21 protein-coding genes and 3 tRNA genes are annotated in these 25,304 nt (G+C 65.6%); 16 read left to right on the plus strand and 8 right to left on the minus strand.

Features of this window, described 5'->3' with window-relative positions; translation table 11 throughout:
* Positions 1-28: 28 nt before the first annotated feature.
* From folP to ABQY64_RS08950, 14 genes are all read left to right on the plus strand, one after another.
* Positions 29-931, plus strand: coding sequence for a dihydropteroate synthase (gene folP, locus ABQY64_RS08885; RefSeq protein WP_349780006.1), 903 nt, complete (start codon positions 29-31; stop codon positions 929-931).
* Positions 931-1,914, plus strand: coding sequence for a tRNA (adenosine(37)-N6)-dimethylallyltransferase MiaA (miaA, locus tag ABQY64_RS08890; RefSeq protein WP_349780035.1), 984 nt, complete (start codon positions 931-933; stop codon positions 1,912-1,914). Before folP ends, miaA begins: the two co-directional genes overlap by 1 nt.
* A 77-nt stretch (positions 1,915-1,991) precedes the next feature.
* Entirely contained in the window at positions 1,992-2,270 is a 279-nt protein-coding gene (gene hfq, locus ABQY64_RS08895; protein WP_005915027.1) for an RNA chaperone Hfq, read from the plus strand.
* A gap of 11 nt (positions 2,271-2,281) precedes the next feature.
* On the plus strand, positions 2,282-3,601 hold the full coding sequence (hflX, locus tag ABQY64_RS08900) for a ribosome rescue GTPase HflX (protein ID WP_039527808.1): 1,320 nt from the start codon (positions 2,282-2,284) through the stop codon (positions 3,599-3,601).
* 337 nt (positions 3,602-3,938) lie between these two features.
* A complete protein-coding gene (locus ABQY64_RS08905; protein WP_349780007.1) occupies positions 3,939-4,433 on the plus strand; it encodes a CinA family protein in 495 nt (164 codons plus the stop codon).
* Between the two features lie 263 nt (positions 4,434-4,696).
* The gene (locus ABQY64_RS08910) at positions 4,697-7,225 is read left to right on the plus strand and encodes a TonB-dependent receptor (RefSeq protein WP_374151346.1); all 2,529 of its coding nucleotides are present in this window, start codon (positions 4,697-4,699) and stop codon (positions 7,223-7,225) included.
* 421 nt (positions 7,226-7,646) lie between these two features.
* Entirely contained in the window at positions 7,647-9,323 is a 1,677-nt protein-coding gene (gene ubiB / locus ABQY64_RS08915; protein WP_104644578.1) for a 2-polyprenylphenol 6-hydroxylase, read from the plus strand.
* A gap of 92 nt (positions 9,324-9,415) precedes the next feature.
* On the plus strand, positions 9,416-10,063 hold the full coding sequence (lexA, locus tag ABQY64_RS08920) for a transcriptional repressor LexA (RefSeq protein ID WP_212579423.1): 648 nt from the start codon (positions 9,416-9,418) through the stop codon (positions 10,061-10,063).
* A 172-nt stretch (positions 10,064-10,235) separates the two neighbouring features.
* Positions 10,236-11,270, plus strand: a complete 1,035-nt coding sequence (recA, locus tag ABQY64_RS08925; RefSeq protein ID WP_016904265.1) for a recombinase RecA — start codon at positions 10,236-10,238, stop codon at positions 11,268-11,270.
* A gap of 275 nt (positions 11,271-11,545) precedes the next feature.
* Positions 11,546-12,034, plus strand: a complete 489-nt coding sequence (gene recX / locus ABQY64_RS08930) for a recombination regulator RecX (RefSeq protein WP_016904266.1) — start codon at positions 11,546-11,548, stop codon at positions 12,032-12,034.
* Between the two features lie 101 nt (positions 12,035-12,135).
* The gene (gene alaS / locus ABQY64_RS08935; protein ID WP_349780009.1) at positions 12,136-14,784 is read left to right on the plus strand and encodes an alanine--tRNA ligase; all 2,649 of its coding nucleotides are present in this window, start codon (positions 12,136-12,138) and stop codon (positions 14,782-14,784) included.
* Positions 14,785-14,922: 138 nt separating this feature from the next.
* Positions 14,923-15,135 carry a carbon storage regulator CsrA gene (csrA, locus tag ABQY64_RS08940; protein WP_024939585.1) on the plus strand — a complete coding sequence of 71 codons (213 nt, stop codon included), beginning with the start codon at positions 14,923-14,925 and terminating at the stop codon, positions 15,133-15,135.
* A gap of 83 nt (positions 15,136-15,218) precedes the next feature.
* A tRNA-Ser gene (locus ABQY64_RS08945) sits at positions 15,219-15,311 on the plus strand.
* 209 nt (positions 15,312-15,520) lie between these two features.
* Positions 15,521-17,527 carry a PAS domain-containing protein gene (locus ABQY64_RS08950; RefSeq protein ID WP_374151362.1) on the plus strand — a complete coding sequence of 669 codons (2,007 nt, stop codon included), beginning with the start codon at positions 15,521-15,523 and terminating at the stop codon, positions 17,525-17,527.
* 198 nt (positions 17,528-17,725) lie between these two features.
* Here ABQY64_RS08950 and ABQY64_RS08955 read toward each other — a convergent pair whose 3' ends face one another.
* Complete coding sequence (locus ABQY64_RS08955; RefSeq protein WP_349780010.1) at positions 17,726-18,427, minus strand: pirin family protein; 702 nt, start codon at positions 18,425-18,427, stop codon at positions 17,726-17,728.
* A gap of 134 nt (positions 18,428-18,561) precedes the next feature.
* Here ABQY64_RS08955 and ABQY64_RS08960 point away from each other — a divergent pair, with 134 nt between their 5' ends.
* Positions 18,562-19,506 carry a LysR substrate-binding domain-containing protein gene (locus ABQY64_RS08960; protein WP_349780011.1) on the plus strand — a complete coding sequence of 315 codons (945 nt, stop codon included), beginning with the start codon at positions 18,562-18,564 and terminating at the stop codon, positions 19,504-19,506.
* A gap of 44 nt (positions 19,507-19,550) precedes the next feature.
* Entirely contained in the window at positions 19,551-20,546 is a 996-nt protein-coding gene (locus ABQY64_RS08965; RefSeq protein WP_349780012.1) for a DedA family protein/thiosulfate sulfurtransferase GlpE, read from the plus strand.
* Positions 20,547-20,693: 147 nt separating this feature from the next.
* Here ABQY64_RS08965 and ABQY64_RS08970 read toward each other — a convergent pair.
* The 7 genes from ABQY64_RS08970 to ABQY64_RS09000 form a co-directional block, all read right to left on the minus strand.
* Positions 20,694-20,770 (minus strand) — tRNA-Arg (locus tag ABQY64_RS08970).
* Between the two features lie 109 nt (positions 20,771-20,879).
* Positions 20,880-20,956: transfer RNA gene (locus tag ABQY64_RS08975), tRNA-Arg, on the minus strand.
* Between the two features lie 40 nt (positions 20,957-20,996).
* On the minus strand, positions 20,997-21,878 hold the full coding sequence (locus ABQY64_RS08980) for an alpha/beta fold hydrolase (RefSeq protein ID WP_349780013.1): 882 nt from the start codon (positions 21,876-21,878) through the stop codon (positions 20,997-20,999).
* A complete protein-coding gene (thiD, locus tag ABQY64_RS08985) occupies positions 21,875-22,684 on the minus strand; it encodes a bifunctional hydroxymethylpyrimidine kinase/phosphomethylpyrimidine kinase (RefSeq protein WP_047125512.1) in 810 nt (269 codons plus the stop codon). Before thiD ends, ABQY64_RS08980 begins: the two co-directional genes overlap by 4 nt.
* A 37-nt stretch (positions 22,685-22,721) precedes the next feature.
* The gene (locus ABQY64_RS08990; RefSeq protein WP_029219603.1) at positions 22,722-23,393 is read right to left on the minus strand and encodes a YoaK family protein; all 672 of its coding nucleotides are present in this window, start codon (positions 23,391-23,393) and stop codon (positions 22,722-22,724) included.
* Positions 23,394-23,399: 6 nt separating this feature from the next.
* A complete protein-coding gene (locus tag ABQY64_RS08995) occupies positions 23,400-23,882 on the minus strand; it encodes a hypothetical protein (protein ID WP_126968813.1) in 483 nt (160 codons plus the stop codon).
* The gene (locus tag ABQY64_RS09000; protein WP_024939790.1) at positions 23,882-25,279 is read right to left on the minus strand and encodes a PhoH family protein; all 1,398 of its coding nucleotides are present in this window, start codon (positions 25,277-25,279) and stop codon (positions 23,882-23,884) included. The genes ABQY64_RS08995 and ABQY64_RS09000 overlap by 1 nt, the downstream gene beginning before the upstream one ends.
* Between the last annotated feature and the right edge of the window lie 25 nt (positions 25,280-25,304).

Genomic DNA, 25,304 nt, shown 5'->3' on the forward strand with positions numbered 1-25,304 from the left:
GCCGCAATCATCCAAGGAGACACCATCGATGTTTGACACTGCCCTCAAGCTGGATTGCGCCGGTCGCGAGCTGCGACTGGATGCACCGCAGGTGATGGGGATCGTCAATGTCACGCCGGATTCGTTTTCCGACGGCGGCCAGCACGCCAGCTGCGAGGCCGCCATCGCGCATGGCCTGGGTCTGGTCGAGCAGGGCGCTGCGGTGCTGGATATCGGTGGCGAATCCACCCGTCCCGGTGCCACGCCGGTATCGCTGGAGGAGGAGCTGCAGCGCGTGATCCCGGTGATCCAGGCATTGGCGCAGCAGACCACTGTGCCGATCAGTGTGGATACCTACAAGCCGGAGGTGATGCGCGCGGCGGTCGCAGCCGGCGCCGGCATGATCAACGACGTGCATGCGCTGCGCTCGCCGGGCGCGCTGGATGCAGCAGCCGAATTGCGGGTGCCGGTGGTGTTGATGCATGCACGCAGCGCGCCGCATGCGATGCAGGACGCGCCGCACTATGACGACGTGGTGGCCGAGGTGCATCGCTTCCTGGCCGAGCGCATCTTCGCGGCCGAAATGGCCGGGATCGACAAGCGCCGCTTGATCCTCGACCCGGGGTTCGGCTTCGACAAGACCACCACGCACAATCTGACCGTGCTGGCGCAGTTGCAGCGCCTGCAGGAGTTTGGCCTGCCGGTGCTGGCGGGGCTGTCGCGCAAGCGCAGCATCGGCGAGTTGACCGGGCACCAGCTCGCCGCAGAGCGCGTATACGGCTCGGTCGCCGCGCATCTGATCGCCGCCCAACACGGCGCGATGTTGCTGCGCGTGCATGATGTGGCCGCCACCGTGGATGCCCTGAAGGTGTGGAGCGCGATGACGGCGATTCCGCTGCCGCGCGTGAGCGCGCCTGCGGCACCGAGCATTCGCTGGCCGGACGAGGACTGATGCCGGCCGACCGCCGCCCGCTGGCGATTGCGCTGATGGGGCCGACCGCCAGCGGCAAGACCGCGCTGGCACTGGACGCCGCGCAGCGCTGGAACGGCGAGATCGTCAGTGTCGATTCGGCGCTGGTGTATCGCGGCCTGGACATCGGCGCGGCCAAGCCGGATGCGGCGATGCGCGCGGCGGTGCCGCATCACCTGATCGATCTGCGCGAGCCCTGGCAGATCTATTCGGCGGCGGAATTCGCCAGCGATGCGCGGCAGGCGATCGCGCAGATCGTGGCGCGCGGCAAGCTGCCGATTCTGGCCGGCGGCACCGGGCTGTACTTTCGCGCCTTGCTGGAAGGGCTGTCGCAGTTGCCCGAGGCCGACCCGGCGGTGCGCGCGGCGATCGCAGCCGAAGCCGGCGAACTTGGCTGGGCCCGGATGCACGCACAACTGGCGGACGTCGACCCTGTTGCGGCGGCGCGCATCCATACCACCGATCCGCAGCGGATCCAGCGCGCCCTGGAGGTCTACCGCATCAGCAGCAGGCCGATCAGCTACTGGCAGGCGCTACCGCCGGGCCCGCGCTTGCCGGTGCGGGTGCTGAAGGTGGTGCTGGCGCCGCGCGAGCGCGCAGTGCTGCATGCACGTATCGAACAGCGCCTGGACACGATGCTGGCGCAGGATTTCCTGGCCGAGGTGGAACGTCTGCGGGCACTGCCGCAACTGCGTGCGGTCGCCGCGCCGCTGGATCTGCCCGCGGTGCGCGCGGTGGGGTACCGCCAGGCCTGGGAGTACCTGGATGGGGCCGGTCGCCTGGCCGACTTCCGTGACAAGGCGGTGCAGGCCACCCGTCAACTGGCCAAGCGGCAACTCACCTGGCTGCGTGGCGAGCTCGACGCGCGCTGGTTCGACCCGGAGCATGACCGCCATAGACTGGAGAGCGCACTTGTCGGCTTCCTCGGTCAACGTCCCGCTGTGCGGCAGGCTTCAGGCGTGTAACATCCCGTTTCCGGGGCCGGCTGGGGATGGCAGGTGTCGACCGGGACTATAAGAACAATAATGAAGAGGAGTTTTCGATGGCTAAGGGGCAATCTTTACAGGATCCATTCCTCAACGCGCTGCGGCGCGAGCGGGTGCCGGTCTCTGTGTATCTGGTCAACGGCATCAAGCTGCAGGGCACGATCGAATCGTTCGACCAGTTCGTGGTCCTGCTGCGCAATACCGTGAGTCAGATGGTCTACAAGCACGCCATCTCCACGGTCGTGCCGGCGCGCAATGTGCGCGTGGGACCAGGTGGTGGGTATGTGCAATCCAATGAAGGCAACCAGGCGGAAGATGACGACGTCGAGCAGTAATGGAGTAGTGCGTGTTTGATCGCTCACGCAAGGGTGAACACGCGTTGTTGATTCAGACCCACTCCGGTGGGCCTGCCGAAGAGGATGTGCTGGAGGAGTTCGCCGACCTTGCCAAGTCGGCGGGCGCCACGGTGGCGGCCACGCTCACCGCGCGCATCGACAAACCGAACCCGTCGACCTTGATCGGCAGCGGCAAGCTGGAAGAGATCAAGGCCGCCGCCGAGGCCACCGGCGCGGATCTGGTGTTGGTCAACCACACCTTGTCACCCGGCCAGGAGCGCAATCTGGAGCGCTATCTGGAGCGGCGCGTGATCGATCGCACTGGCTTGATCCTGGATATCTTCGCGCAGCGGGCACGCAGCCACGAGGGCAAGTTGCAGGTGGAGCTGGCGCAGCTGCGGCATATGGCCACCCGGCTGGTCCGCGGTTGGACCCATCTGGAGCGTCAGCGCGGTGGTTCGATCGGCCTGCGCGGCCCTGGCGAAACCCAGCTGGAAACCGACCGTCGCCTGTTGCAGAAGCGGGTGGAACAGTTGCAGCAGCGGCTGGAAAAGGTCGAGGTGCAGCGCACCCAGATGCGGCGTGCGCGCATGCGCAGCGAACTGCCGCGGATTGCATTGGTCGGTTACACCAATGCCGGCAAATCCACGCTGTTCAACGCCTTGACCGGTGCGGAGGCCTACGTGGCCGATCAGTTGTTCGCCACGCTCGATCCCACCGTGCGCCGTATCGCGCTGCCCGGTGGCAGTGCGATCCTAGCCGACACGGTCGGCTTCGTGCGCGACCTGCCGCACCAACTGGTCGCCGCATTCCGTTCGACCTTGTCCGAGGCGCGCGACGCCGATCTGCTGTTGCATATCGTCGATGCGGCCGACCCGCTGCGCGAGGAACGCATCCAGCAGGTCGATGAGGTGTTGCATGCGGTGGGTGCGGGCGATCTGCCGCAGCTGCTGGTGTTCAACAAGATCGACAAGATCGAAGGCGCGCAGGTGCGTCACGATGCGCAGGACGGCATTCCCGACCAGGCGCGTCGCGAACGCGTGTGGGTCTCCGCGCGCGACGGACGTGGGCTGCAGGAACTGCAGCATGCGCTCGGGCAGCGACTGGACCTGCGCCATGTGACCGGGCAACTGCGGTTGCCGCCATCGGCCGGCCGTCTGCGCTCGAAGTTGCACCAACTGGAAGTGGTGCGCGGCGAGCAGTCCGACGAGGACGGCTGGTTGCTGGACGTCGACCTGCCGATGGTCGAGGCCGAGCGCCTGGCTGCCGGCGACGACGGTGCGCCACTGCGCGCGATGCTGCCCGATCGTCGCGAAGACTGGGAGTCGTGATCGGCGCTGCACGGTCGGCTTGTGCCGGCCGTGCGGATCGCCGTTGTCGGGGCTGGCTGATGGGTGCCAGCGCTGCGGCGATCGCGCCGCTTCGGCCGTGGCGTTCTGTTTGCTGGCGACCGAACGCGTGTCTGCAGCAGTGGTGCAGGCGTGAGAACGTCCGCCGGCCGCCGATATCCTTGCGATTCTGCTGCCAGCACAGCCGATGGCTGCTGCCATCGGCTGCACACCGCCACTGAACCTCGGCCACGTCGTCGCTGGCGCGGATTGGGCGCCAGCGCAGACAGACGCGGCAAATTCGGCTAAAACGTCGGTTGCTCCTTCACTCGCCGTGCCCATGTCCATGTCCGCCGATTCCGAACTGCAGCAGCTGGCCGAACGCCTCGGTCAACAGCTGCTTGCCGCGCGCGAGCGCCTGGTCACTGCCGAGAGCTGTACCGGTGGCTGGATCGCCAAGGCGGTCACCGATGTGGCGGGATCCTCGCACTGGTTCGATTGCGGCATGGCCGCTTACAGCTACGAGGCCAAGCAGGCCTTGCTGGGGGTGCGGCCGCAGACGCTGGAAGTGCATGGTGCGGTCAGCCGCGAAACGGTGATCGAAATGGTGTCGGGCGCACTGGTCAATTCCGGTGCGAGCATCGCTGTGGCGGTGACCGGCATCGCCGGCCCGGGTGGCGGCAGTGAGGACAAGCCGGTCGGCACGGTATGGATCGGCTGGAAGCGGCGCGGCGGCTATGCCACTGCGCAGTTGTTCCAGTTCGCTGGCAATCGCGATGCAGTGCGGCGTCAGACCGTGGTTGCCGCGCTGCAGGGCTTGAGCGCACTGCTCTAGTCTCCGTCCGGAAGAAAGCCGCACGCGCACCTATGCTGCGCGCAGTGCGACGCTGGCCGCGGCGATTGTCTTCGACATCCAGCGATTGTGCAGTTCCTGCATGGCTGCAATGCAGCTTTCACCGCAGTGCGTTCGCTGCGCGCTGCGCAGCTTCTGCCAGCGGTGTTGTCCAACCCCGTTCACTCGCTAAGGTGTGGTTTCACGCGACCTGCGGCGCTCGCCGCAGTGCATTGCGGGCTCTTTGTCGGGGGACAGGCATGCGCATGCAACAGCAACGCAGCACCGGGCTTGCGCTGGCGCTTTTCGCGGCCGCACAGGCATCGCCGCTGCATGCGCAAACGGCCACGCAGCAACAGCGCAACGAGCCGGCAACGCTGGCGGCGCTGAAGGTGACTGCGCAAAAGCGCGAGGAATCGCTGCAGAACGTGCCGGTGGTGGTCTCGGTATTGCCCGAACAACTGCTGCAGGACAGCGGTGTGCATGACATCAAGGAACTGCAGGTGCTGGTGCCCGGTTTGATCGTGACCAGCAGTCAGAGCGCTGCGCAGACCACCGCGCGCATCCGCGGCATTGGCACCGTGGGCGACAACGCCGGGCTCGAATCCTCGGTCGGTGTGGTCATCGATGGGGTGGCGCGCGCACGCAACGGCGTGGGCTTTGCCGACCTCGGCGAGCTTGAGCGCATCGAGGTGTTGAAGGGGCCGCAAGGCACCGTGTTCGGCAAGAACACCTCGGCCGGCGTCATCAACGTGGTGACGCGTCGGCCCAGTTTTACCCGCAGTGCCGATGCCGAGATCACCGTGGGCAACTATGGTGCGCTCGGGATTGCCGGCGCCTTCAACGATGCGCTGGGCGACACCAGTGCCTTGCGCGTCTATGCGGCCAGGCGGCGTCGCGACGGCTTCGAACAGGTGGTCACCGGGGCCGGCCCACGCACCGCCAGCGACGATGGCGACCAGAACCTGCGCACTGCGCGCGTGCAATGGTTATGGGAACCCGGCGCCGACCTGGACATCAATCTGGCTGCCGACTACACCCGCCGCCAAGAAAACTGCTGCGTCACCGTCACCACCGAACGTGGGCCGACCGCAGCACTGATCGATGCGCTGGCACCAGGCGGGCAGGGCACCACTGCGCGTGCAGACCCGCAAGGCAGGCGTGCCTACAGCAATCGCAGCACCGCGCAGGATATCCAGGACAAGGGCGTGTCGGCGCAGCTGGATTGGGCCACTCCGTGGCTGGGCAAGGCGGTGCTGACCTCGATCACCGCATTGCGCGACTGGACATCCATCAACGGCCTGGACTTCGACTACAGTGCGGCCGACATCCTCTACCGCGCGCCGCGCGAGGACGAGATGCTGACCCGGTTCAAGACCTTCAGCCAGGAACTGCGCCTGGCCGGATCTGGCGAGCGTCTGGACTGGATGGTCGGTGCGTTCTACGCCGACGAAACCCTGCATCGCAACGAGTCGTATCGCTTCGGCAGTGCCTATGAGCCGTATCTGTCCAGCGTGTTGCTTGCACGGGTCAATCCGGCGCTGGCCACCCGTGCGGATGCAACGCGCTTTCTCGCGGATGCCACCGGCTTGCCGGCCCGCACGCTGTTTCGCGGCCAGGGTAGCCAGGATCGCTTTCGGCAGGATGGCACCAGTGCCGCGCTGTTCACCAACAACACCTGGCATGCCACCGATACATTGGATGTGGTGGTTGGGCTGCGCTACACCTACGAGCACAAGGCATTGCAGTCGAGCTTCGAAAATCCCGATGGAAGCCCGGCGTGCGCCAGTTACTTCGCGGCCAACGGTCAGCTCGATCCGGCCGCATTGCGGCGTATCGGGGCCGCGCTGGTCGCGCGCGGCGTGCCTGCGTCGGCGGTGCCGACAAGCGCACCACAAGTGGTCGGTTTCACCTGTCTGCCCTGGGCCAACGTCGCCCATGCCGGCCGTCGCACCGAGCAACGCCGCACCGAGCGAGAATGGTCGGGCACGGCGAAGCTGGCGTACCGCTGGAGCGATGCGGTGATGACCTATGTGTCCGCCGCACGCGGCTACAAGGCCGGCGGTTTCAACCTGGATCGCGTGCAGTCCTCCGATGGTTTGTCCAGCGGCGTGCAAGGGATCCTGGCGGTGGACGACACCGCGTTTCCCGGCGAATTCGTCGACAGTTACGAGCTCGGCGCCAAGACCAGCTGGCTCGGTGGCAACCTGCTGCTCAATGCCGCGCTGTTCTATCAGGACTTCAGCGACTTTCAGCTCAACAATTTCCTCGGGACCAGCTTCGTGGTGCGCGCCATTCCCAGCGTGGTGTCGCGCGGCATCGATACCGACCTGCTGTGGCAGGGCGCCACGCCCGGCCTGATGGTGCAGGGCGGGCTCAGCTACACGGATACCGCGTATGGCGACGATCCGCTGCCGGACGCCGATCTGGCACTGCTGCCGGGCAGTCGTCTGAGCTTTGCGCCACGCTGGTCGGCCAATCTTTCGGTCAGTTACGAGCACGCGCTCGGCAATCGCATGACCGGCCGGTTCAATGTCGGCGCGAAGTATGTTTCCGAGTACAACGCCGGCTCCGATCTGGATCCGCAGAAGGCGCAACCGGGCTATACGGTGCTCAATGCACGGGTGGGCATCGGCGCCGACGACAAGCGCTGGATGCTGGAAGCGTGGGCAGAAAATCTCGGCAACGAAACCTATCGCCAGATCGTCATCGATGCGCCGCTACAGGCGGGTTCGTGGAATGCATTTCTGAGTGCGCCGCGCACGTATGGGCTCACCTTGCGGTTGCGGTATTAGGTTTCGAAGGCCCAAGCACCGCATTGCCAAGGCAGCAAGATGCATGCGCAAGCGCAACCTCGGTTAAGCCCGCAGGTATTCATGACGCGACAGGCACGTGCAGATCGGCTACAAACAAGGTCCCGTTTCCAACCTGCGTGCCGATGCTTCCGCTTTTTGCTCATGCGTTGTCGTTGTCCTTGCTGCGCCGATCTGCTGGCGCTGTCCGGGCGTTGCTGGATGATCGGCGCGCAGCCGCGCGGCAGCCGATGCCTGCGGCGACCGGCCACCGCGCCGTCCTGCGCGCGAGCGATCATGTAGCCACAGGCGTTGCGCGTGGTCGTGCATGGTCAACAGGCGTTTGCAAGGAGCGCACACAAGCAGTGATGCACGTTAACGCCATGCGGCCCGTTGCCGCAGCGCAATCGCAGGCGGTGTGCTGATGTGGGAAGCGCTCGGCACCGTTCGGGATCTTGGGCGGCTGCAGGAAATCGCCGCGGTGCTGATTCGTTACGGATTCGGCGATGTGGTGCGGCGCATCGGGCTTGCCGACGTGCTCGAACGTGCCGGCAAGCTGCTGCACTGGCATAACGCCGAGGGCCGCCTGCGCATGTCCGCCGCGACGCGGGTGCGGCGCGCGCTCGAGGAACTTGGGCCGACCTTCGTCAAGCTGGGGCAGTTGCTGGCCACGCGCGTGGACCTGCTGCCGCCGGAGTGGATCGAAGAGCTGAGCGAGCTGCAGAACGCGGTGCCTGCACTGCCGTTCGAACAGATCCGCCCGCAACTGGTCGCAGCCCTGGGCGCGGAGCCGGAAAGCGTGTTCGCACGCCTGGACGAACAGCCTCTGGCTGCGGCATCGCTGGCGCAGACGCATCGCGCCTGGCTGGCCGATGGCACACCAGTAGTGCTGAAGATCCGCCGCCCCGGCATTGGCGATGTCATCGATGCGGATCTGCGTCTGTTGGCGCGCCTGGCGGAAATCGTGGAAACGCGTGCGCCCGATCTCAAGCGTTATCGCCCCGCCGAAGTGGTGCAGCAATTCACCGTCTCCTTGCGGCGCGAACTCGATTTCGCCGCCGAGTGCCGCAATGCCGAGCGCATCGCAGCCAATTTCGTCAACGACCCTCAGGTGGTGGTGCCGTCCGTCTATTGGCAGTGGACCTGCGAATCGCTCAATGTGCAGGAATTCATCGACGGCATCCCGGGGCGGGACCTGGTCGCCGTGGATGCGGCTGGCCTGGACCGCAAGGCGCTCGCACGCACCGGTGCCGGGATCGTGCTGAAGATGGTGCTGCAGGATGGCTGTTTCCACGCCGACCCGCATCCGGGCAACATTTTTTATCTGCGCGACGGGCGCATCGCCGTCATCGATTTCGGCATGGTCGGGCGCGTTTCCGAGCAGCGCCGCTTCCAGGTCGCGCAACTGCTGCATGGCATGGTCAGCTACGACGCCGAAGCGGTCATCGACGTACTGCTGGAATGGGCCGGTACCAGCCTGGAGATCGATGAGTCGCGGCTGCAGCAGGATATCGGTGCCTTCGTCGACGAGTACCGCGGGGTGCCGCTGAAGGAGCTGCGCATCGGCGCGATGCTGGGCGATGTGACCTCGATCCTGCGCGATCACGGGCTGACCCTGCCGTCGGATCTGGCGCTGATGATCAAGGCGTTTCTGACGCTCGAAGGCATGGGGCGCCAGCTCGATCCGGATTTCGATATGGCCACCGAGGCGCGTCCATATCTCGAACGCGTGGTGCTGCAGCGTTATGCACCCAGCGCAATGCTGCGGCGCAGCCGTCGCACCGTGACCGGCGCGATCGACCTGATCGGCGATCTGCCACGCGACCTCAAACGGCTGCTGCAGGCCGCACGGCGCGGCAAGCTGCAACTGCAGATCGAAACGCGTGCATTGCGCGAGTTCGGCGAGCAGGTCGATCGCGCGGCCAACCGGCTCACCATGGGGATCGTGACTGCCGCGCTGGTGATCGGCTCGTCGATCGTCATGAACAGTGTTGGTGGCAGTGCCAGCCGCTGGCTGCTCGCGTTGGGCGTCGGCGGTTTCATCGGCGCAGCCATCTGCGGCGTCTGGATCCTGTTCTCCATCTGGCGCAGCCGCCGCTAGACGCGGCACATGCTGACCCCCGATTGCCGGACTGTGCATGGCGCACGGCGCGGCTATTGCGCAGGCGTCAGTTAGTAGTAATACTACTAACCATGGACCTGACCGATACCCAGCAAGCAATCCTGGCCTTGATCGCCGAGCGCATCGATGCCGACGGCGTACCGCCCTCGCAGACCGAGATCGCCCGCGCCTTCGGCTTCAAGGGTGTGCGCGGCGCGCAATACCATCTGGAGGCATTGGAACTGGCCGGTGCGATCCGTCGCGTCCCCGGCCAGGCCCGCGGCATCCGTCTGGCCGGGCAGGGCGCCCAGCCGCGCACCCCGCCTGCCGCTGCAAACGAGCCGGTACGCGACGATGTGCTGCGCCTGCCGGTGCTGGGACGCGTGGCGGCAGGCCTGCCGATCGGCGCGGATATCGGCTCGGACGACTTCGTGGTGCTGGACCGGGTGTTCTTTTCGCCGTCGCCGGACTATCTGCTCAAAGTGCAGGGCGACTCGATGCGCGATGAAGGCATCTTCAACGGCGACCTGATCGGGGTGCACCGCACCCGCGACGCGCGTTCGGGGCAGATCGTGGTGGCGCGCATCGATGAGGAGATCACGGTCAAGCTGTTGAAGATCGGCAAGGACCGCATCCGCCTGCTGCCGCGCAACCCGGACTACGCGCCGATCGAAGTGTTGCCGGATCAGGATTTCGCGATCGAGGGCCTGTACTGCGGGCTGTTGAGGCCGAATCGTTGAGTACTGCGCCGATGGCCTCACTGGCGTTATCCCGAGCCGGTGCCGCAGGATTTCCCGCTGCCATCGCCATGGCCGCCTCCCTAATCTGAGTGTGTCGCAGCCAGTCTCAGCCTGTGCGATACACCGCCGCTACATTAGCCCTACACCGAAATCACTGACAAGGATCACCCAGATGGATGAGAACAAGAAGCGCGCCCTTTCCGCCGCACTGAGCCAGATCGAGAAGCAATTCGGCAAGGGCTCGGTGATGCGCATGGGCGACCGTGTGATCGAGGCCGTCGAAGTGATTCCGACCGGCTCGCTGATGTTGGACATCGCACTGGGGATCGGCGGCCTGCCCAAGGGCCGCGTGGTGGAGATCTACGGTCCGGAATCGTCGGGCAAGACCACCCTGACCCTGCAGGCGATTGCCGAGTGCCAGAAGAAGGGTGGCACCGCTGCCTTCATCGACGCCGAGCATGCGCTGGACCCGATCTACGCCGCCAAGCTGGGCGTCAATGTCGACGACCTGCTGCTGTCGCAGCCGGATACCGGCGAACAGGCGCTGGAAATCGCCGACATGCTGGTGCGTTCCGGTTCGGTGGACATCGTGGTGGTCGACTCGGTCGCCGCGCTGACCCCGAAGGCGGAAATCGAAGGTGAAATGGGTGACCAGCTGCCGGGTCTGCAGGCTCGCCTGATGAGCCAGGCGCTGCGCAAGCTGACCGGCAACATCAAGCGCTCCAACACGCTGGTGGTCTTCATCAACCAGTTGCGCCACAAGATCGGCGTGATGATGCCGGGCCAGAGCCCGGAAGTGACCACTGGCGGCAACGCGCTGAAGTTCTACGCATCGGTCCGTCTGGATATCCGTCGTATCGGCGCGATCAAGAAGGGCGACGAAATCATCGGCAACCAGACCAAGATCAAGGTGGTCAAGAACAAGCTGGCGCCTCCGTTCAAGCAGGTCGTGACCGAAATCCTCTACGGCGAAGGCATCAGCCGCGAGGGTGAGCTGATCGACATGGGCGTGGAAGCCAAGCTGGTCGAGAAGGCCGGCGCCTGGTACAGCTACGGCGAAGAACGCATCGGGCAGGGCAAGGACAACGCGCGTGGCTATCTGCGCGACAACCCGCAGGTTGCGGTGCGGCTGGAAGCCGAGCTGCGCGAGAAGTTCCAGCCGGCCGAAGCGCCGCGCGAAGCCGGCGACGATGTCGAGAAGGAATAACAGCAGCCAGGCAGTGCGAGCCCAGCCGTCATCAGGCCGGTGTCTCGGCGGCAGCGCGAACCGGGACGTCCGCGTGGGCCATCCCCGGTTCCCCCTGCCGGCCGCGTCCGCCTGATGGCAGAACGGCAGCACTGACGGCTGTGGCAGGTTTTCTATCGCGGGGACGGCGGAGTCAGTGCCGTCGCTTCCCGCGGTAGATCTATTGAAGGCCAGGAGGGCAGGCGCCATGGACGGCGCATTGATGCTGTGTGGTTTTGGTACTCGGGACACCCACGATGGACGAGCAACAGCCCGCGCCAAAGCGGGGACGCCGGTTCAAGGAACAGACGCCGGTCCAACGCGCACTGGGATTGCTGGTGCGGCGCGAGCATTCGCGCAAGGAATTGAACCGCAAGCTGCTGGCACGCGGTATCGAGCCGGACGCTGCACAAGCGGCCGTGGAGCGCCTGGCTGACGAGGGGTGGCAGGACGACACCCGTTTTGCGGCCTCGGTCGTGCGCAATCGTGCAGGCTCGGGCTACGGCCCACTGCATATCCGCGCAGAGCTGGGAACCCATGGTCTGGACAGCGATGCCATCAGCGCCGCAATGGCGACATTTGAGGGCGACTGGACCGAAAATGCGCGCGATCTGATCCGCCGTCGCTTTGGCGACCAGGGCCCCACCGATCTGCCGCAACGGCGCAAGGCCGCCGATCTGCTGGCCCGGCGTGGTTTCGATGGCAACAGCATTCGTAGCGCCACGCGCTTCGACCTTGAGGACTGAGGGCGTCAGGCCTGCTACCCTTCGTGGTTTCAGGTTGTTCCGCTCATCTGCGCCCACATCTCATTGGGTGACCGGGACTGCCGCCCGCCCAATGCCAGCACATGAACGCACCTGCCAAATTCAGCACTTCCCAGATCCGTAGTGACTTCCTCGCGTTCTTCGAGGGGAAGGGCCACACCATCGTGCCATCCGCGCCGCTGGTGCCGGGCAACGACCCGACCTTGCTGTTCACCAACTCCGGCATGGTCCAGTTCAAGGATGTCTTCCTCGGCGCGGAGAAGCGCAGCTACGTGCGCGCGGCCGACGTGCAGCGCTGCCTGCGTGCCGGCGGCAAGCACAACGATCTGGATTCGGTGGGCTACACCGCGCGTCATCACACTTTTTTCGAGATGCTGGGCAACTGGTCGTTCGGCGACTACTTCAAGAAGGACGCTATCAGCTGGGCCTGGGAGCTGCTGACCCAGGTCTGGAAGCTGCCGGCCGAGCGGCTGCTGGTCACCGTCTACCACACCGACGAAGAAGCTTTCGCGCTGTGGCGCGACATGATCGGCATTCCGGAAAGCCGCATCGTGCGCATCGGCGACAACAAGGGTGCGCCGTACGCGTCGGACAACTTCTGGCAGATGGCCGATACCGGCCCGTGCGGCCCGTGCACCGAGATCTTCTTCGACCACGGCGACCACATCGCTGGTGGCCCCCCGGGCTCCCCGGATGAAGATGGCGATCGCTTCATCGAGATCTGGAACCTGGTGTTCATGCAGTTCGACCGCCAGCCTGACGGCACCCTGGTGCCGCTGCCGGCGCCGTGCGTGGACACCGGCATGGGCCTGGAGCGCCTGGCTGCGATCCTGCAGCACGTGCATACCAACTACGAGATCGATCTGTTCCAGGCCTTGATCGGCAAGGCCAGCGCGCTGACCGGCGTCACCGATCTGGAGAACAAGTCGCTGCGGGTGATCGCCGATCACATCCGCGCCTGTTCGTTCCTGATCGTCGACGGTGTGCTGCCGTCCAATGAAGGCCGCGGTTATGTACTGCGCCGGATCATCCGGCGTGCGCTGCGCCACGGCTGGATGCTGGGGGTACGCCAGCCGTTCTTCAGCAAGATGGTGCCGACCCTGGTCGAGCTGATGGGCGAGGCCTATCCCGAACTGGTGGTCGCGCGGGAGACCGTCGCGCGCGCACTGCTGGCCGAGGAAGAGCGTTTTGCCGAGACGCTGGACGCCGGCATGAAGATCTTCGACGACGTCGCCGCGCGCGCGCAGGAAGTGATTCCCGGCGCCGATGCGTTCCGCCTTTTCGATACCTACGGGTTCCCGGTCGATCTGACCTCCGACATCGCACGCGAGCGTGGCTTGCGCGTGGACATGGAGGGCTTCGAGTTCGCCATGGAGCGTCAGCGCGAGACCGCGCGTGCTGCCGGCAAGTTCGGTGGCGGCGTCGCATTGCCAGCCGATCTGGTCGCCACCATGTCGCCGACGGTATTTCTGGGCTACGAGGCCTATGACGCCGATGCGCTCAAGGTCGTGGCGTTGCTCAAGCAGGGCCGCCCGGTCGAACGCGCGGAAGCCGGCGACGAGGTCATCGTGTTCACCGACCGTACGCCGTTCTATGCCGAGTCCGGTGGCCAGGTCGGCGATAGCGGCCAGCTGAGCGGTAGCGATGTCTCCATCGAGATCACCGACACCCAGAAGTTTGCCGGCCAATTCCATGGCCATGTCGGGCGCATCACCGAAGGTGCGCTGGCATTGGGCGATGTGCTGGCAGGCGGCATCGACGTGCAGCGTCGCGGCAAGACCATCCTCAACCACTCGGCCACGCATCTGCTGCATGCGGCCCTGCGCGAGGTGCTGGGCACGCATGTGCAGCAGAAGGGCTCGCTGGTTGCACCGGACCGCTTGCGGTTCGACTTTTCGCACTTCCAGCCGATCACGCCCGAAGAGCTCGCCGTGATCGAACGCAAGGTCAACGCCGAAGTGCGCACCAACCACAGCGTGGAAGTGCACAACATGACCATGCAGGAGGCACTGGATTTCGGCGCGATGGCCCTGTTCGGCGAAAAGTACGGCGAGAACGTGCGCGTGCTGAAGATGGGCGGCTATTCCACCGAGCTCTGCGGTGGCACCCATGTCACCCGTACCGGCGACATCGGCTTGTTCAAGATCACCTCCGAAGGCGGTGTGTCCTCGGGCGTGCGTCGTATCGAGGCGGTGACCGGGCAGGGCGCGCTGGATCATGTCGTCGATGAAGAGCGACGTCTGCTCGAGGCAGCCAGCCTGCTCGGCGGCAATGCCACCGAGGTGGTCGACAAGGTTCGCGCGCTCACCGAACGTCAGAAGCGGCTCGAGCGTGAGCTGGAGTCGCTCAAGGCCAAGCTGGCCTCCGGCGCAACTGCAGACCTGGGTTCCAGCGCGGTCGATGTGGCAGGCGTCAAGGTGGTCGCCGTGCGTCTGGAAGGCTTCGATGCCAAGGCGTTGCGTGATGCGATGGATCGCCTCAAGCAGCAGTTGGGCGATTCGGTCATCGTGTTGGCAGGCGCTGCTGGCGGCAAGGTTGCGCTTGTGGCCGGCGTGAACGGCAGCCCAACTGGCAAGGTGAAGGCGGGGGAACTCCTCGGCCATATCGCCAGTCAGATCGGAGGCAAGGGCGGCGGTCGTCCGGATCTCGCCCAGGGTGGTGGCGAGGATGGTCCCGCCCTTGCGACCGCGCTGGAAGGCGTGCCCTCCTGGGTCAAGCAACACTTGGGCTGAACACTTGTCCTGGTATGCCTTGCTGGTTGGCAGGGTGTCCCGCTACCATTTCCGGTCTATTCCCTTTACCTAGGGCGCGCCTCGTCAGTCGGCCGCCGATGCTGGTGGGAAACCCACCGGTTCCAGGAGATTTGCAAAATGTTGATCCTCACTCGCCGGGTAGGCGAAACCTTGATGATCGGCGACTCGGTCACTGTGACCGTACTCGGCGTCAAGGGTAATCAGGTGCGTATCGGCATCACCGCACCGAAAGATGTTGCTGTACACCGCGAAGAAATCTATCAGCGGATCCAGCGTGGGGATGAGCCGGTCGCTTCCGGTGCGCATCAGGGCGACGATTCTTCGAATTGATCGTCATAAAGGGTTTACGTTAGCCCCTCTTACCCGGTATTCTTCGCGGCCTGCAACGGACACCGCGGCAGGACGTAAAAACTGGAGCGATGCCCGAGCGGCTGAAGGGGCTCCCCTGCTAAGGGAGTATAGGGTCAAAAACTCTATCGAGGGTTCGAATCCCTCTCGCTCCGCCAGTGTTCTAGACGCCCGCAAATCCCTGATTTGCGGGCGTTTTCATTTGTGCCGGCAGGTCAGTGACGGTCTGCATTGGCATTGCTGGCGCAACGCCGGCGGCTGTGCCGGCCGCAGCATCTGAACTGCCACGAACGCGCCGCGGGCAGCGATTCAAGTAAGCCGGGCACGGGTCGCTAAGGCTGTGACACCTCTCTCGGATCTCACCCCGATGCGCCTGCCGCCGCTGCTTGGACGCCTGTTTTCTTCACTGAGCCGTAGGCTGCAGCACAAGGCCGATGCGGTGGACCGGGTGATGGCGGTGATCGAGTTCGATCTGGATGGCCGCATCCTGCACGCGAACCAGAACTTCCTGTCGCTGATGGGCTACCGGATGGACGAAGTCGTCGGTCAGCATCACCACATGTTCGTGACCCCCAGCGACCGCGACAGCGAAAGCTATCGACAGTTCTGGCAGGCGCTGCGTCGCGGCGACTTCAATGCCGGGCGGTTCTGCCGGTTGGACAAGAACGGGCGCGAAGTGTGGATCAACGCTTCCTACAACCCGTTGCTGGATCGCGCGGGCAAGGCCTACCGGGTGATCAAGTACGCCACCGACATCACCGCGCAGGTGCGCCAGACCGCCGACTTCGAAGGCCGCATCGATGCGATCGACAAGGTCATGGCGGTCATCGAGTTTTCGCTGGATGGCACGGTGCTCGATGCCAACGAGAATTTCCTTGCGGTGATGGGCTACCGGCTCGATGAGATCCGCGGCAAGCACCATGGCATGTTCGTGGACGCGCAAACGCGTCAGTCCGCGGCCTATCGCGCGTTCTGGGACAAGCTCGGGCGCGGCGCGTTCGACGCGGGGCGCTACAAGCGCCTCAACAAGGACGGCAGCGAAGTGTGGATCCAGGCGTCCTACAACCCGGTGCTCGACGAGCACGGGCGGCCGTACAAGGTGGTCAAGTACGCCACCGACGTGACCCGCCAGGTGATCGATTCGGCCGACGCCGATGGACGCATCCAGGCCATCGACAAGGTGATGGGCGTGATCGAATTCGATCTGCAAGGGCGCGTGCTGAGTGCCAACGACAACTTCCTGGCCATTTTGGGGTACTCCGCCGAGGAGGCGATCGGCCAGCATCACCGTATCTTCGTGGACGCAAGCTACGGCGCCTCCGAGGACTATCGGCATTTCTGGGCGAAGCTGGCGCGTGGGCAGTTCGATGCGGGCCGCTACCGTCGCCTGCGCAAGGACGGCAGTCCGGTGTGGATCCAGGCGTCCTATAACCCGATCCTGGATGTGTCCGGGCGCCCGTACAAGGTGGTCAAGTACGCCACCGATGTCACCGATCAGGTGCGCTCGGCCGAGCGCATGCATCAATTGATGCAGCAGACCATGAGCATTGCGCAGAACGTGCAGCGCGAGGCGCATCATATTTCGGTCAGCAACCAGGAACTGGTGAGCCGCTCGTCCACGCAGTCGGCGGCCGTGGCGCAGACCTCGACCACCATCGATCAGCTGGCAGAAACCGTGCGCAGCAATTCCGACAGCGCCGGTTCGGCGCAGCGCATGGCCGAGGCATCGGCCGATGTGGCGCGGCGCGGCGCCACCGTCATCGCCGACATGGTCAAGACCACGGCGGGCATTCGCGCGGCCACCGACCGTATCGGCCAGATCATCGAGGTGATCGACGGCATCGCGTTCCAGACCAATATCCTGGCCTTGAATGCAGCCGTGGAAGCGGCACGCGCTGGCGAGCAGGGGCGTGGATTTGCCGTGGTGGCGACCGAGGTGCGTAGCCTGGCGCAGCGCTGCAGTGTCTCGGCAAAGGAAATTCGTGGCTTGATCGACAATGCGACCGACCAGGTGGGCGACGGTTCGCGCCTGGCCGAGCAGGCCGGGGCGGTGATGCAGGACATGGTCGGTTCGGTGTTGCGGGTTACCGCCACCGTGGAGCAGATTGCCGCTGCCAGTCAGGAGCAGGCGCGGGATATTTCCACCGCCAACACCGCGCTGCAATCGATCGGGGTGCAGGCGCGTGACCAGGCGCAGATGGTCGACGATCTGGCGCGCTCTGCACGTGTGCTGGAAGCCGATGCCGACGCGCTGTTTGCTCTGGTCAATGGCGATGGTGATGGTGATAGCGATGGCGCCGCAGCGGCGGCTGTCGTGCGCAGCGAGACCCCGAGCAAGTCGCTTGCCAGGCCTGCCAGGCCGCAGGCCGCGTGATCTCGCGCAGTGATGCAGTGCTGCGCGGCGTTGGCGATGCGTCGCGTCAAGCGTGGCCGCGTCATCGCAGGTGTCCTGCAATCAGCGTTGCTTGAGCACAAAAAAGCCCGCCGGAAGCGGGCTTTTTGATGTCTGCAAATCTCCAGTGCGCAGCGTGCCGGCTTGTCGGCGGCACGCTGCGCGCTGCGCTGGTGCCGCTTACTTCGGCAGGTCGAACACCAGCACTTCCGCATCGCGTGCATCGGCCAGCACGATTTCCGGCTCGTCGGTGATCTGCAGCGCATCACCGGCCGACAGCGCCTGGCCATTGACGCTCAGGCTGCCGCGCGCCACCTGCACGTAGCCGATGCGGCCGTCGGCCAGCGGCTGCTGCAGGCGCACCTCACCATCGAGGATCGAGGCATACAGGCGCGCATCCTGATGCAGGCGCAGCGAGCCGTGCTCGCCGCCGGGCGAGGCGATCAGGCGCAGCTGGTTGCGCTTGCTGTCGGCATCGAAATGCTTCTCCTCGTAGCTGGGCTCGATGCCGCTGCGCTCGGGCATCACCCAGATCTGCAGGAAGTGCACCGGTTCGCTGGCGGAGTGGTTGAACTCGCTGTGGCTGACGCCGCTGCCGGCGCTCATGCGCTGCACGTCGCCGTAGTGCAGCACCGAGCCAGTGCCCATGCTGTCCTTGTGCTCCAGCGCGCCGCCCAGCACGTAGGAAATGATCTCCATGTCGCGGTGGGCGTGGGTGCCGAAGCCTTCGCCCGGGATCACCTTGTCTTCGTTGATCACCCGCAGCGGGCCGATGCCCATGTGGCGCGGGTCGTGGTAACTGGCGAAGGAGAAGGTATGGCGCGAGGACAGCCAGCTATGTTCGGCGCGGCCACGGGTTTCGCTCTTGCGGACATTCAACATGCTGCTTCTCCTTGAAAGGGTTGGTGTCGCCAGGGAATGAATCGGTGTCCCGGCGGCTTGATGGCTAGTTTCTACCTCCGCGCCGGCGCCAAAAAGCGAGTAGATTTGGCCGCTATCATCGAAAAAATCGAACAATGAAAATCAGCCTGGAAGCGTTGCAGATCCTGGATGCGATCGACCGCCGCGGCTCGTTCACGGCCGCGTCCAAGGTGTTGTTCAAGGTGCCGTCGACGATTTCCTACACGGTCTCCAAGCTGGAGGACGATCTGGGTGTGCAGCTGTTCGAGCGGGTCGGCCCCAAGGCGACACCGACCCAGGCCGGGCGCGAACTGCTGCGCGAGGGGCGGCAGCTGCTGCGGGCCGCGCAGGAGCTGGAGGTGCGGGTCCGGCGGGTGGCGTCGGGCTGGGAGTCGGACTTCGCGATCGGGCTGGATGCGATCCTGCCGGTGGCCTTGCTGCAGACGCAGATCCTGGACTTCTACACGGTGGCCGACAGCACCCGCCTGCGCGCGGTGAGCGAATCCTTGTCCGGCAGTTGGGAGGCACTGCTGGATCGGCGCGTGGACCTGATCGTGGCGGCGGGCGAGGGGCCGAGCGGTGGCGGCTATGTGGCCGAGGCGATCGGCACGCTGGGCTTCGTGTTCGCGGTGGCCTCCACGCATCCGCTGGCGGGCGCCGGCCTGCTGGGCGCGGCCGAGCTGGCCGAACACCGTGCGATCGCGGTGGCGGATTCGGCGCGGCGTCTGCTGCCACGCACGGTCGGCCTGCTCTCCGCGCGCGATGTGCTCACCGTGCCGGACATGCAGGCCAAGCTGCAGCTGCAGCTGGCCGGTGCCGGCTACGGCTTTCTGCCCGAGCCGTATGCGCGCGGCGCGCTGCAGGACGGCCGGCTGCGCGAGCTGCAGGTGGAAACCCATAAACCTGATGAAACCTTCTACCTGGCATGGCGGCCGGGCGAGGAGGGCGAGGCATTGGGCTGGTGGCGGCGCGCACTGCGCCGCGATGGACTGTTCGATGGCTGGTTGCAGTCGCTTGCCGAAACGTATCGTTCCGTCGCCGCCGGGCAGCCGCGTGCGTGAGGAAGGGCGGATAATGGGCCCTCGCCGTCGCGCAGGGTCGCCGCATGCAAGGCTTGATCGAACAGTACGGATTGGCGCTGGTCTTTGCCAACGTGCTGGCGTTGTCGCTGGGCCTGCCGGTGCCGGCGCTGCCGACCCTGGTGCTGGTCGGTGCCGGCTACGCGCTGCAGGGTGGGAGCGACGCCTGGCTGGCCGGATTGCTGGCGTTGGCAGTGTCGGTGCTGGCGAGTCTGCTCGGTGACCTGGCCTGGTATCTGGCCGGCCGCCGCTTCGGCAATCGCACCCTGCAGTCGCTGTGCTGGCTGTCGCTGTCGCGCGATACCTGCATGAAGAAGACCGAGCGGTTCTTCTCGCGCTGGGGTGTGCGGGTATTGGCGGTGGCCAAGTTCGTGCCCGGTCTGTCGATGGTCTCGGTGCCGATGGCTGGTGCGATGCGGGTGCGCCTGGCGGCGTTCCTGCGCTACGACGCCCTGGGTGCGTCGCTGTGGGCGTTCGTCGGGCTGAGCCTGGGTGCGCTGTTCGCGCATCAGGTGCAGGACGTGCTCGCGTTGCTGTCGGATCTGGGCTCCGGTGCCGTTGTCGTGTTGGCCGTATTGCTGGCCTGCTATGTCGGCTGGCGTTGGTGGCGGCGGCATGCCTTGCTGCGCTCGCTGGAGCACGCGCGTATTGCGGTGGACGAACTGGTGCCGTTGCTGGATGGCGACGAAGCGCTACGGCCGACGGTATTGGATATCCGTGCGCCGGGCCATCGCGATCTGCAGCCGTACACGATTCCCGGCGCGGTGTTTGCCGACGAGCGTCAGCTCGCGCAGATCCTGGCCAGCGTGCCGCGCGATCGCAGTGTGGTGATTTATTGCGCGTGTCCGGACGAGGTGTCGGCGGCGTGGTTGGCCGGTCGGATGCGCGAGCGCGGATATGGCGACGTGCGGCCGTTGCTGGGTGGGCTGGATGCATGGCGCGACGCCGGGCATCCGGTGACCTCGCTGCTGCCGGTGGCGGTGGTTGCCCGTACCGATGATGTGCTGGGCGCGATGGCCTGACCGCAGTGACGCGATGTCCTGCGGCGGGCGTGCTGGTCTTTGGCAGTTGCTGCGTCGCGTTCGCTGCGTGGTAACAGCGTGGCCACGCCATGCGCTCGAACGACAGGCAAAAAAAAAGACCAGCAAGCTGGTCGTTTTCTTCAAGATTGGTGCGCCCGGAGAGATTCGAACTCCCGACCGCCTGGTTCGTAGCCAGGTACTCTATCCAACTGAGCTACGGACGCATTATCTTGTTTTGACTTGCATTTCTAACTTGCAGATCCGTCGCAGTGTGATCGGACCCTTGTAACTAAAAAGACAGCGGTTGAAGGCTGTCTCTTATTGTTCTGAAGATGGTGCGCCCGGAGAGATTCGAACTCCCGACCGCCTGGTTCGTAGCCAGGTACTCTATCCAACTGAGCTACGGGCGCGTCGTCAGGAGCGGAATTATGCGGATGCCTGGAGTCCTCGTCAATCCCTTTGTGACATTCGATTGTCGCTACCCTCATCGCCAAGACGCCGGCGCAGTGCAGCGGCCACGGCGGCAGGCGTCTTCATCCATGCGAAGTGATCACTGCGCGCGCCCAGTTGCGCATCGTCCAAGGCAACACGTTCGGCACGTGCCTGCGGCATTTTCTGCAGCAAGGCCTGCAAGGCGCCGGGCGGGCCGAAGTGGTCGCGTGCGAAGGTCACTGCGCTGATCGGCAGATCGAGTTGGCCCAATGCCTGCTCGAGATCCCACGACGTGCCTGCCGCACGATAGCGATTGCTGCGACCGACCTGCGCCCAATCGGCGATCAGGCTGCGCGCCTCGGTGCCGCCGAAACCAAGCGTTCGCCCGTGCAACACGCCCTGCGTGCGTGCCAGCCATGGCAGCAGCCGGAAGATCAGCGGCAGGCCGTAGCGCATCGGCACCGGAAAATTGCGCCAGTACGGCGAGCCGCTGGCGACCAGCCACAGCTGCGCAATCCGTGCCGGCTGCAGCGCGGCATGGCAGCAAGCCAGTTGGCCGCCCAGGCTATGACCGCCCAGCACGCACGGCAGCTGCGGGTCATGCAGGTCGAGCAGCGCGCGGCTGGTGGGGATATCGTCGGCAAGCAGCGTGCGATAGCCCCAGTCGTGCTCGCGCGAGGGGCGCAGGGTGCTGCTGCCGTTGCCGCGCCACTCGTGCAGATACACCGCAATGCCGGCGCTCGCCAGGGCGTGCGCGAACGGCTGGTAGTGGCGGGCGGCAACGCCCAGTGCCGGCAGCCACAGCAGGCCGGCGATCGGCCGCGCCGGTGCGTGGCGGAGCACCTGCCAGGCATGTCCATCCGCTGCGGTCACGACAAGCGTGCTGGCCTGCACGCTCATGGGCTGGGCGCGGCACCGAAATGGTCCAGCACCAGCACCTCGCCGTGACCGGGGCTGTGGCCGAGGCGGATGGCACGCGCAACGTAGTCGATGGCCGCTTCGCAGGCGTTGAGTAGGGACAGGCCCTGGCACAGCTGCGCGGCAATGGCCGCCGACAGGCTGCAGCCGGTGCCATGCGCATCGACCTGCAGGCGCGGATGCATGAACACGTCCTGGGTGACGCCGTCATCGAAGCGGTCGATCACCCGCGTGCCTTCGTGCAGGTGACCGCCCTTGAGCAGTACCGCATTGGCGCCGAGTTCGAGCAGGGCGGCGGTGGCGTGCTCGGCGGCATCGGCATCGTCGATGCGGCGGCCGGTCAGCAGTTCGGCTTCGGGCGTATTGGGTGTGATCAGCGTGGCCAGCGGCAGCAGGCGCATGCGCAGGGCCTCTAGCGCGGCGTCTTCGAGCAGGCGGGCGCCACTGGTGGACACCATCACCGGGTCGAGCACCACGAACGGTGGGCGATGCGTTTCGAGCAGATCGGCCACGCAATGGATGACCTCGGCGTTGGCGAGCATGCCGAGTTTGACCGCCTGGATCTCGAAGTCCGCAAAGCAGGCATCGATCTGCGCTCGCAGAAACGCGACCGGCGGGATATGCACGGCAGTGACGGCGCGGGTGTTCTGCGCGGTCAACGCGGCGATCGCCGACAAGCCGTGCACGCGGTGCGCGGCGAAGGTCTTGAGGTCGGCCTGGATGCCGGCACCACCGCCGGAATCGGAGCCGGCGATGGTCAGGGCGGACAGCGTGCTGGACGTGGTCATGGGGGGATTCTGCACTGCTGTCTGGCGGATGTGCGGATCAGCGCGTGCGCCAGCGACGCCACTGCAGGTAGCCAACGTAGCCGGCACCGGTCACTCCGGTCAGGCCGGCCGGCAGGTAGAGCGCGTCGTAGTGCCAGCGCTGGAACAGCCAGGTGCCGAGCATGCTGCCGCCGAGAAAGCCGCCGATGATCAGCCCGCTCAGCGTGAGCCGGCGCACCTGCAGCGGGCGCCCGCGCAGTAGATGTCCCAGGCCGATGCCCAGGTCGGTGAACATGCCGCTCAGATGGGTAGTGCGGACCGCCGCCCCGCTGAGGGTGGTGGCCATGGCGTTCTGCAGGCCGCAGGCGCCTGCGGCGACCAGTGCGCCGCCGACATGGTGCAGCTTGAACAGCGGGATCGCAGCCAGCAACAGCAACGCTTCGAGCAGCAGCGCCGCGCCGTAGCGCTGTCCCAGCCGCAAGACATCGTCCTGGATGATCAGGCCGCTGAGCATGGCGCCTGCGCAGAACGCGATCAGGATGCCCCAGAGAAAGCCGATCTCCGGCGCGCTGTTCTGCACCAGGGCCACGCCGAGCAGGCTGGTGGTGCCGGTGAGGTGGCTCACCACCTGATGCTCGGAGCCCAGGTAGCCGACCACGTTGACCATGCCGGCCACGCCCGACAACGCCACCGCGCCGATCCAGACCCAGCGCGGCAGCAGGATTCCCATCGCCGGTCAGGGTGTGCCGTTGACGGCGATCTGCGAGAACGCGCCGGTTTGCGGGTCGTACAGCGCACCCCAGAAGGCACTGCCGCCATCGCACACCCGGATCGCTTCCTTGGCCGGCTTCACCGGCGGATCGTTCGGCAGTTTGAAGGCGTTGATGTAGATCAACTGCTGGCCCTGGATCACCACGCCCACGTACTGGCGGTCGAAATCGCGCGGCTCGGGGATGGTCGGCGTCAATGCGTCCTGCCTGGATTCGAGCTGTTCGATCTGCTGCTGGCTCGGTGTCCAGTAGCCGGTGACCTGGCCCGGATGCCGCGCCGGGCTGTCGCGCGAGCAGGTGTCCAGCACCTGCTCGGCGATGCCCTGGCGGGTGATGACCCAGGACTGCCCGTTCTTGAGGTTGGTCGGCACGCTCGCTGGCGGCGGCGTGGTCGCGCAGCCGGCCAGTGCCATCACGGCGAGCGCCGCCGCGCCGCGCAGCCTGTGCATCACAGCACCTCCGAAGCGAAGTCGGCCAGACGCGAACGCTCGCCGCGCCGCAGCGTGATATGCGCGCTGTGCGGCCAGGCCTTGAAGCGATCCACCGCATAGGTCAGGCCGGAGGTGGTTTCGGTGAGGTAGGGCGTATCGATCTGTTCGACGTTGCCCAGGCACACGATCTTGGTGCCGGGGCCGGCACGGGTGATCAGTGTCTTCATCTGCTTGGGAGTGAGGTTCTGCGCCTCGTCCAGGATCAGGTAGCGCGACAGGAAGGTGCGCCCGCGCATGAAGTTCATCGAGCGGATCTTGATGCGGCTGGCGAGCAGGTCGTTGGTGGCCGCACGCCCCCAGGCGCCGCCGTCCTGGTTGTGGGTGAGCACTTCCAGGTTGTCGGTCAGCGCGCCCATCCAAGGCGTCATCTTTTCTTCCTCGGTGCCGGGCAGGAAGCCGATGTCTTCGCCGACGCTGACGGTGGCGCGGGTCATGATGATTTCGCGGTAACGCTGCTGATCCATCGTCTGCGCCAGGCCGGCGGCCAGGGCGAGCAGGGTCTTGCCGGTACCGGCGGTGCCGAGCAGGGTGACGAAGTCGATTTCCGGGTCCATCAAGGCATTGAGCGCAAAGTTCTGCTCGCGGTTGCGCGCCACGATGCCCCAGACCGCATGTTGGCCGCTGCGGAAATCGTCGACCAGGCACAGAGTGGCCTTGCCGCCGCCGACCTTGGCCACGCGCAGCTCCACTTCATCCTCGCCCGGCAGGTACAGGTACTGGTTCGGATACCAGTCTTCGTCCTCGGCCAGCACGATCTCGTAATGGGTGCGGCCACGCTCGTTCCAGCTGCGCAGGTCCTGGTTGTGCTTTTCCCAGAAGTTTTCCGGCAGCTCGATGGCGCCGGTGAACAGCAGGCTGAAATCGTCCAGCGCGCGATCGTTCTGGTAGTCCTCCGCGTTCAGGCCGCTGATGTAGGCCTTGATGCGCAGGTTGATGTCCTTGGACACCAGAATGACCGGCACATCCGGATGCTCCTCGCACAGCGCCAGCACCGAGGCCAGGATCTTGTTGTCCGGGATCATCGCGCCGAAGGTGCGGCCCGGGTCGATCGGGTGGATCTGGAAATACAGCCGGCCGATCGCGGCCTGGCCCTTGAGCTGGATACCCTGCGGATGGCTGAGCAGAATGCCGGCCTGGATCTGCTCGGCATTCGTGTTCTCCAGCAGTTCGTCCAGGAAGCGGCTGACCTGGCGCGCATTGCGGCTGACTTCGGACGTGCCCTTCTTGGCGTTGTCGAGTTCCTCGATCACCTGCATCGGCAGGAATACATCGTGTTCCTCGAATTTGAACAGCGCGGTGGGATCGTGCATCAGCACGTTGGTGTCCAGCACGTAGATGCGCTTGCCTCGGGTCATTGGGTCTTCCAAGTGATGGAGCAGG

Origin of the sequence: Xanthomonas sp. WHRI 7065 (assembly GCF_040203115.2) — a bacterium.
Lineage (GTDB): Bacteria > Pseudomonadota > Gammaproteobacteria > Xanthomonadales > Xanthomonadaceae > Xanthomonas > Xanthomonas arboricola.

Bases quoted from the DNA above. Each gene is read 5' to 3' on its own strand.
- recX (WP_016904266.1), top strand. From the start codon at position 11,546: ATGGACGAGCAACAGCCCGCGCCAAAGCGGGGACGCCGGTTCAAGGAA.
- ABQY64_RS08965 (WP_349780012.1), top strand. From the start codon at position 19,551: ATGCAAGGCTTGATCGAACAGTACGGATTGGCGCTGGTCTTTGCCAAC.
- alaS (WP_349780009.1), top strand. From the start codon at position 12,136: ATGAACGCACCTGCCAAATTCAGCACTTCCCAGATCCGTAGTGACTTC.
- ABQY64_RS08950 (WP_374151362.1), top strand. From the start codon at position 15,521: ATGCGCCTGCCGCCGCTGCTTGGACGCCTGTTTTCTTCACTGAGCCGT.
- ubiB (WP_104644578.1), top strand. From the start codon at position 7,647: ATGTGGGAAGCGCTCGGCACCGTTCGGGATCTTGGGCGGCTGCAGGAA.
- ABQY64_RS08955 (WP_349780010.1), bottom strand. From the start codon at position 18,427: ATGTTGAATGTCCGCAAGAGCGAAACCCGTGGCCGCGCCGAACATAGC.
- csrA (WP_024939585.1), top strand. From the start codon at position 14,923: ATGTTGATCCTCACTCGCCGGGTAGGCGAAACCTTGATGATCGGCGAC.
- recA (WP_016904265.1), top strand. From the start codon at position 10,236: ATGGATGAGAACAAGAAGCGCGCCCTTTCCGCCGCACTGAGCCAGATC.
- lexA (WP_212579423.1), top strand. From the start codon at position 9,416: ATGGACCTGACCGATACCCAGCAAGCAATCCTGGCCTTGATCGCCGAG.
- ABQY64_RS08960 (WP_349780011.1), top strand. From the start codon at position 18,562: ATGAAAATCAGCCTGGAAGCGTTGCAGATCCTGGATGCGATCGACCGC.
- miaA (WP_349780035.1), top strand. From the start codon at position 931: ATGCCGGCCGACCGCCGCCCGCTGGCGATTGCGCTGATGGGGCCGACC.
- ABQY64_RS08980 (WP_349780013.1), bottom strand. From the start codon at position 21,878: ATGAGCGTGCAGGCCAGCACGCTTGTCGTGACCGCAGCGGATGGACAT.
- folP (WP_349780006.1), top strand. From the start codon at position 29: ATGTTTGACACTGCCCTCAAGCTGGATTGCGCCGGTCGCGAGCTGCGA.
- ABQY64_RS08995 (WP_126968813.1), bottom strand. From the start codon at position 23,882: ATGCACAGGCTGCGCGGCGCGGCGGCGCTCGCCGTGATGGCACTGGCC.
- hfq (WP_005915027.1), top strand. From the start codon at position 1,992: ATGGCTAAGGGGCAATCTTTACAGGATCCATTCCTCAACGCGCTGCGG.
- ABQY64_RS08910 (WP_374151346.1), top strand. From the start codon at position 4,697: ATGCAACAGCAACGCAGCACCGGGCTTGCGCTGGCGCTTTTCGCGGCC.
- thiD (WP_047125512.1), bottom strand. From the start codon at position 22,684: ATGACCACGTCCAGCACGCTGTCCGCCCTGACCATCGCCGGCTCCGAT.
- ABQY64_RS08990 (WP_029219603.1), bottom strand. From the start codon at position 23,393: ATGGGAATCCTGCTGCCGCGCTGGGTCTGGATCGGCGCGGTGGCGTTG.
- ABQY64_RS08905 (WP_349780007.1), top strand. From the start codon at position 3,939: ATGTCCATGTCCGCCGATTCCGAACTGCAGCAGCTGGCCGAACGCCTC.
- ABQY64_RS09000 (WP_024939790.1), bottom strand. From the start codon at position 25,279: ATGACCCGAGGCAAGCGCATCTACGTGCTGGACACCAACGTGCTGATG.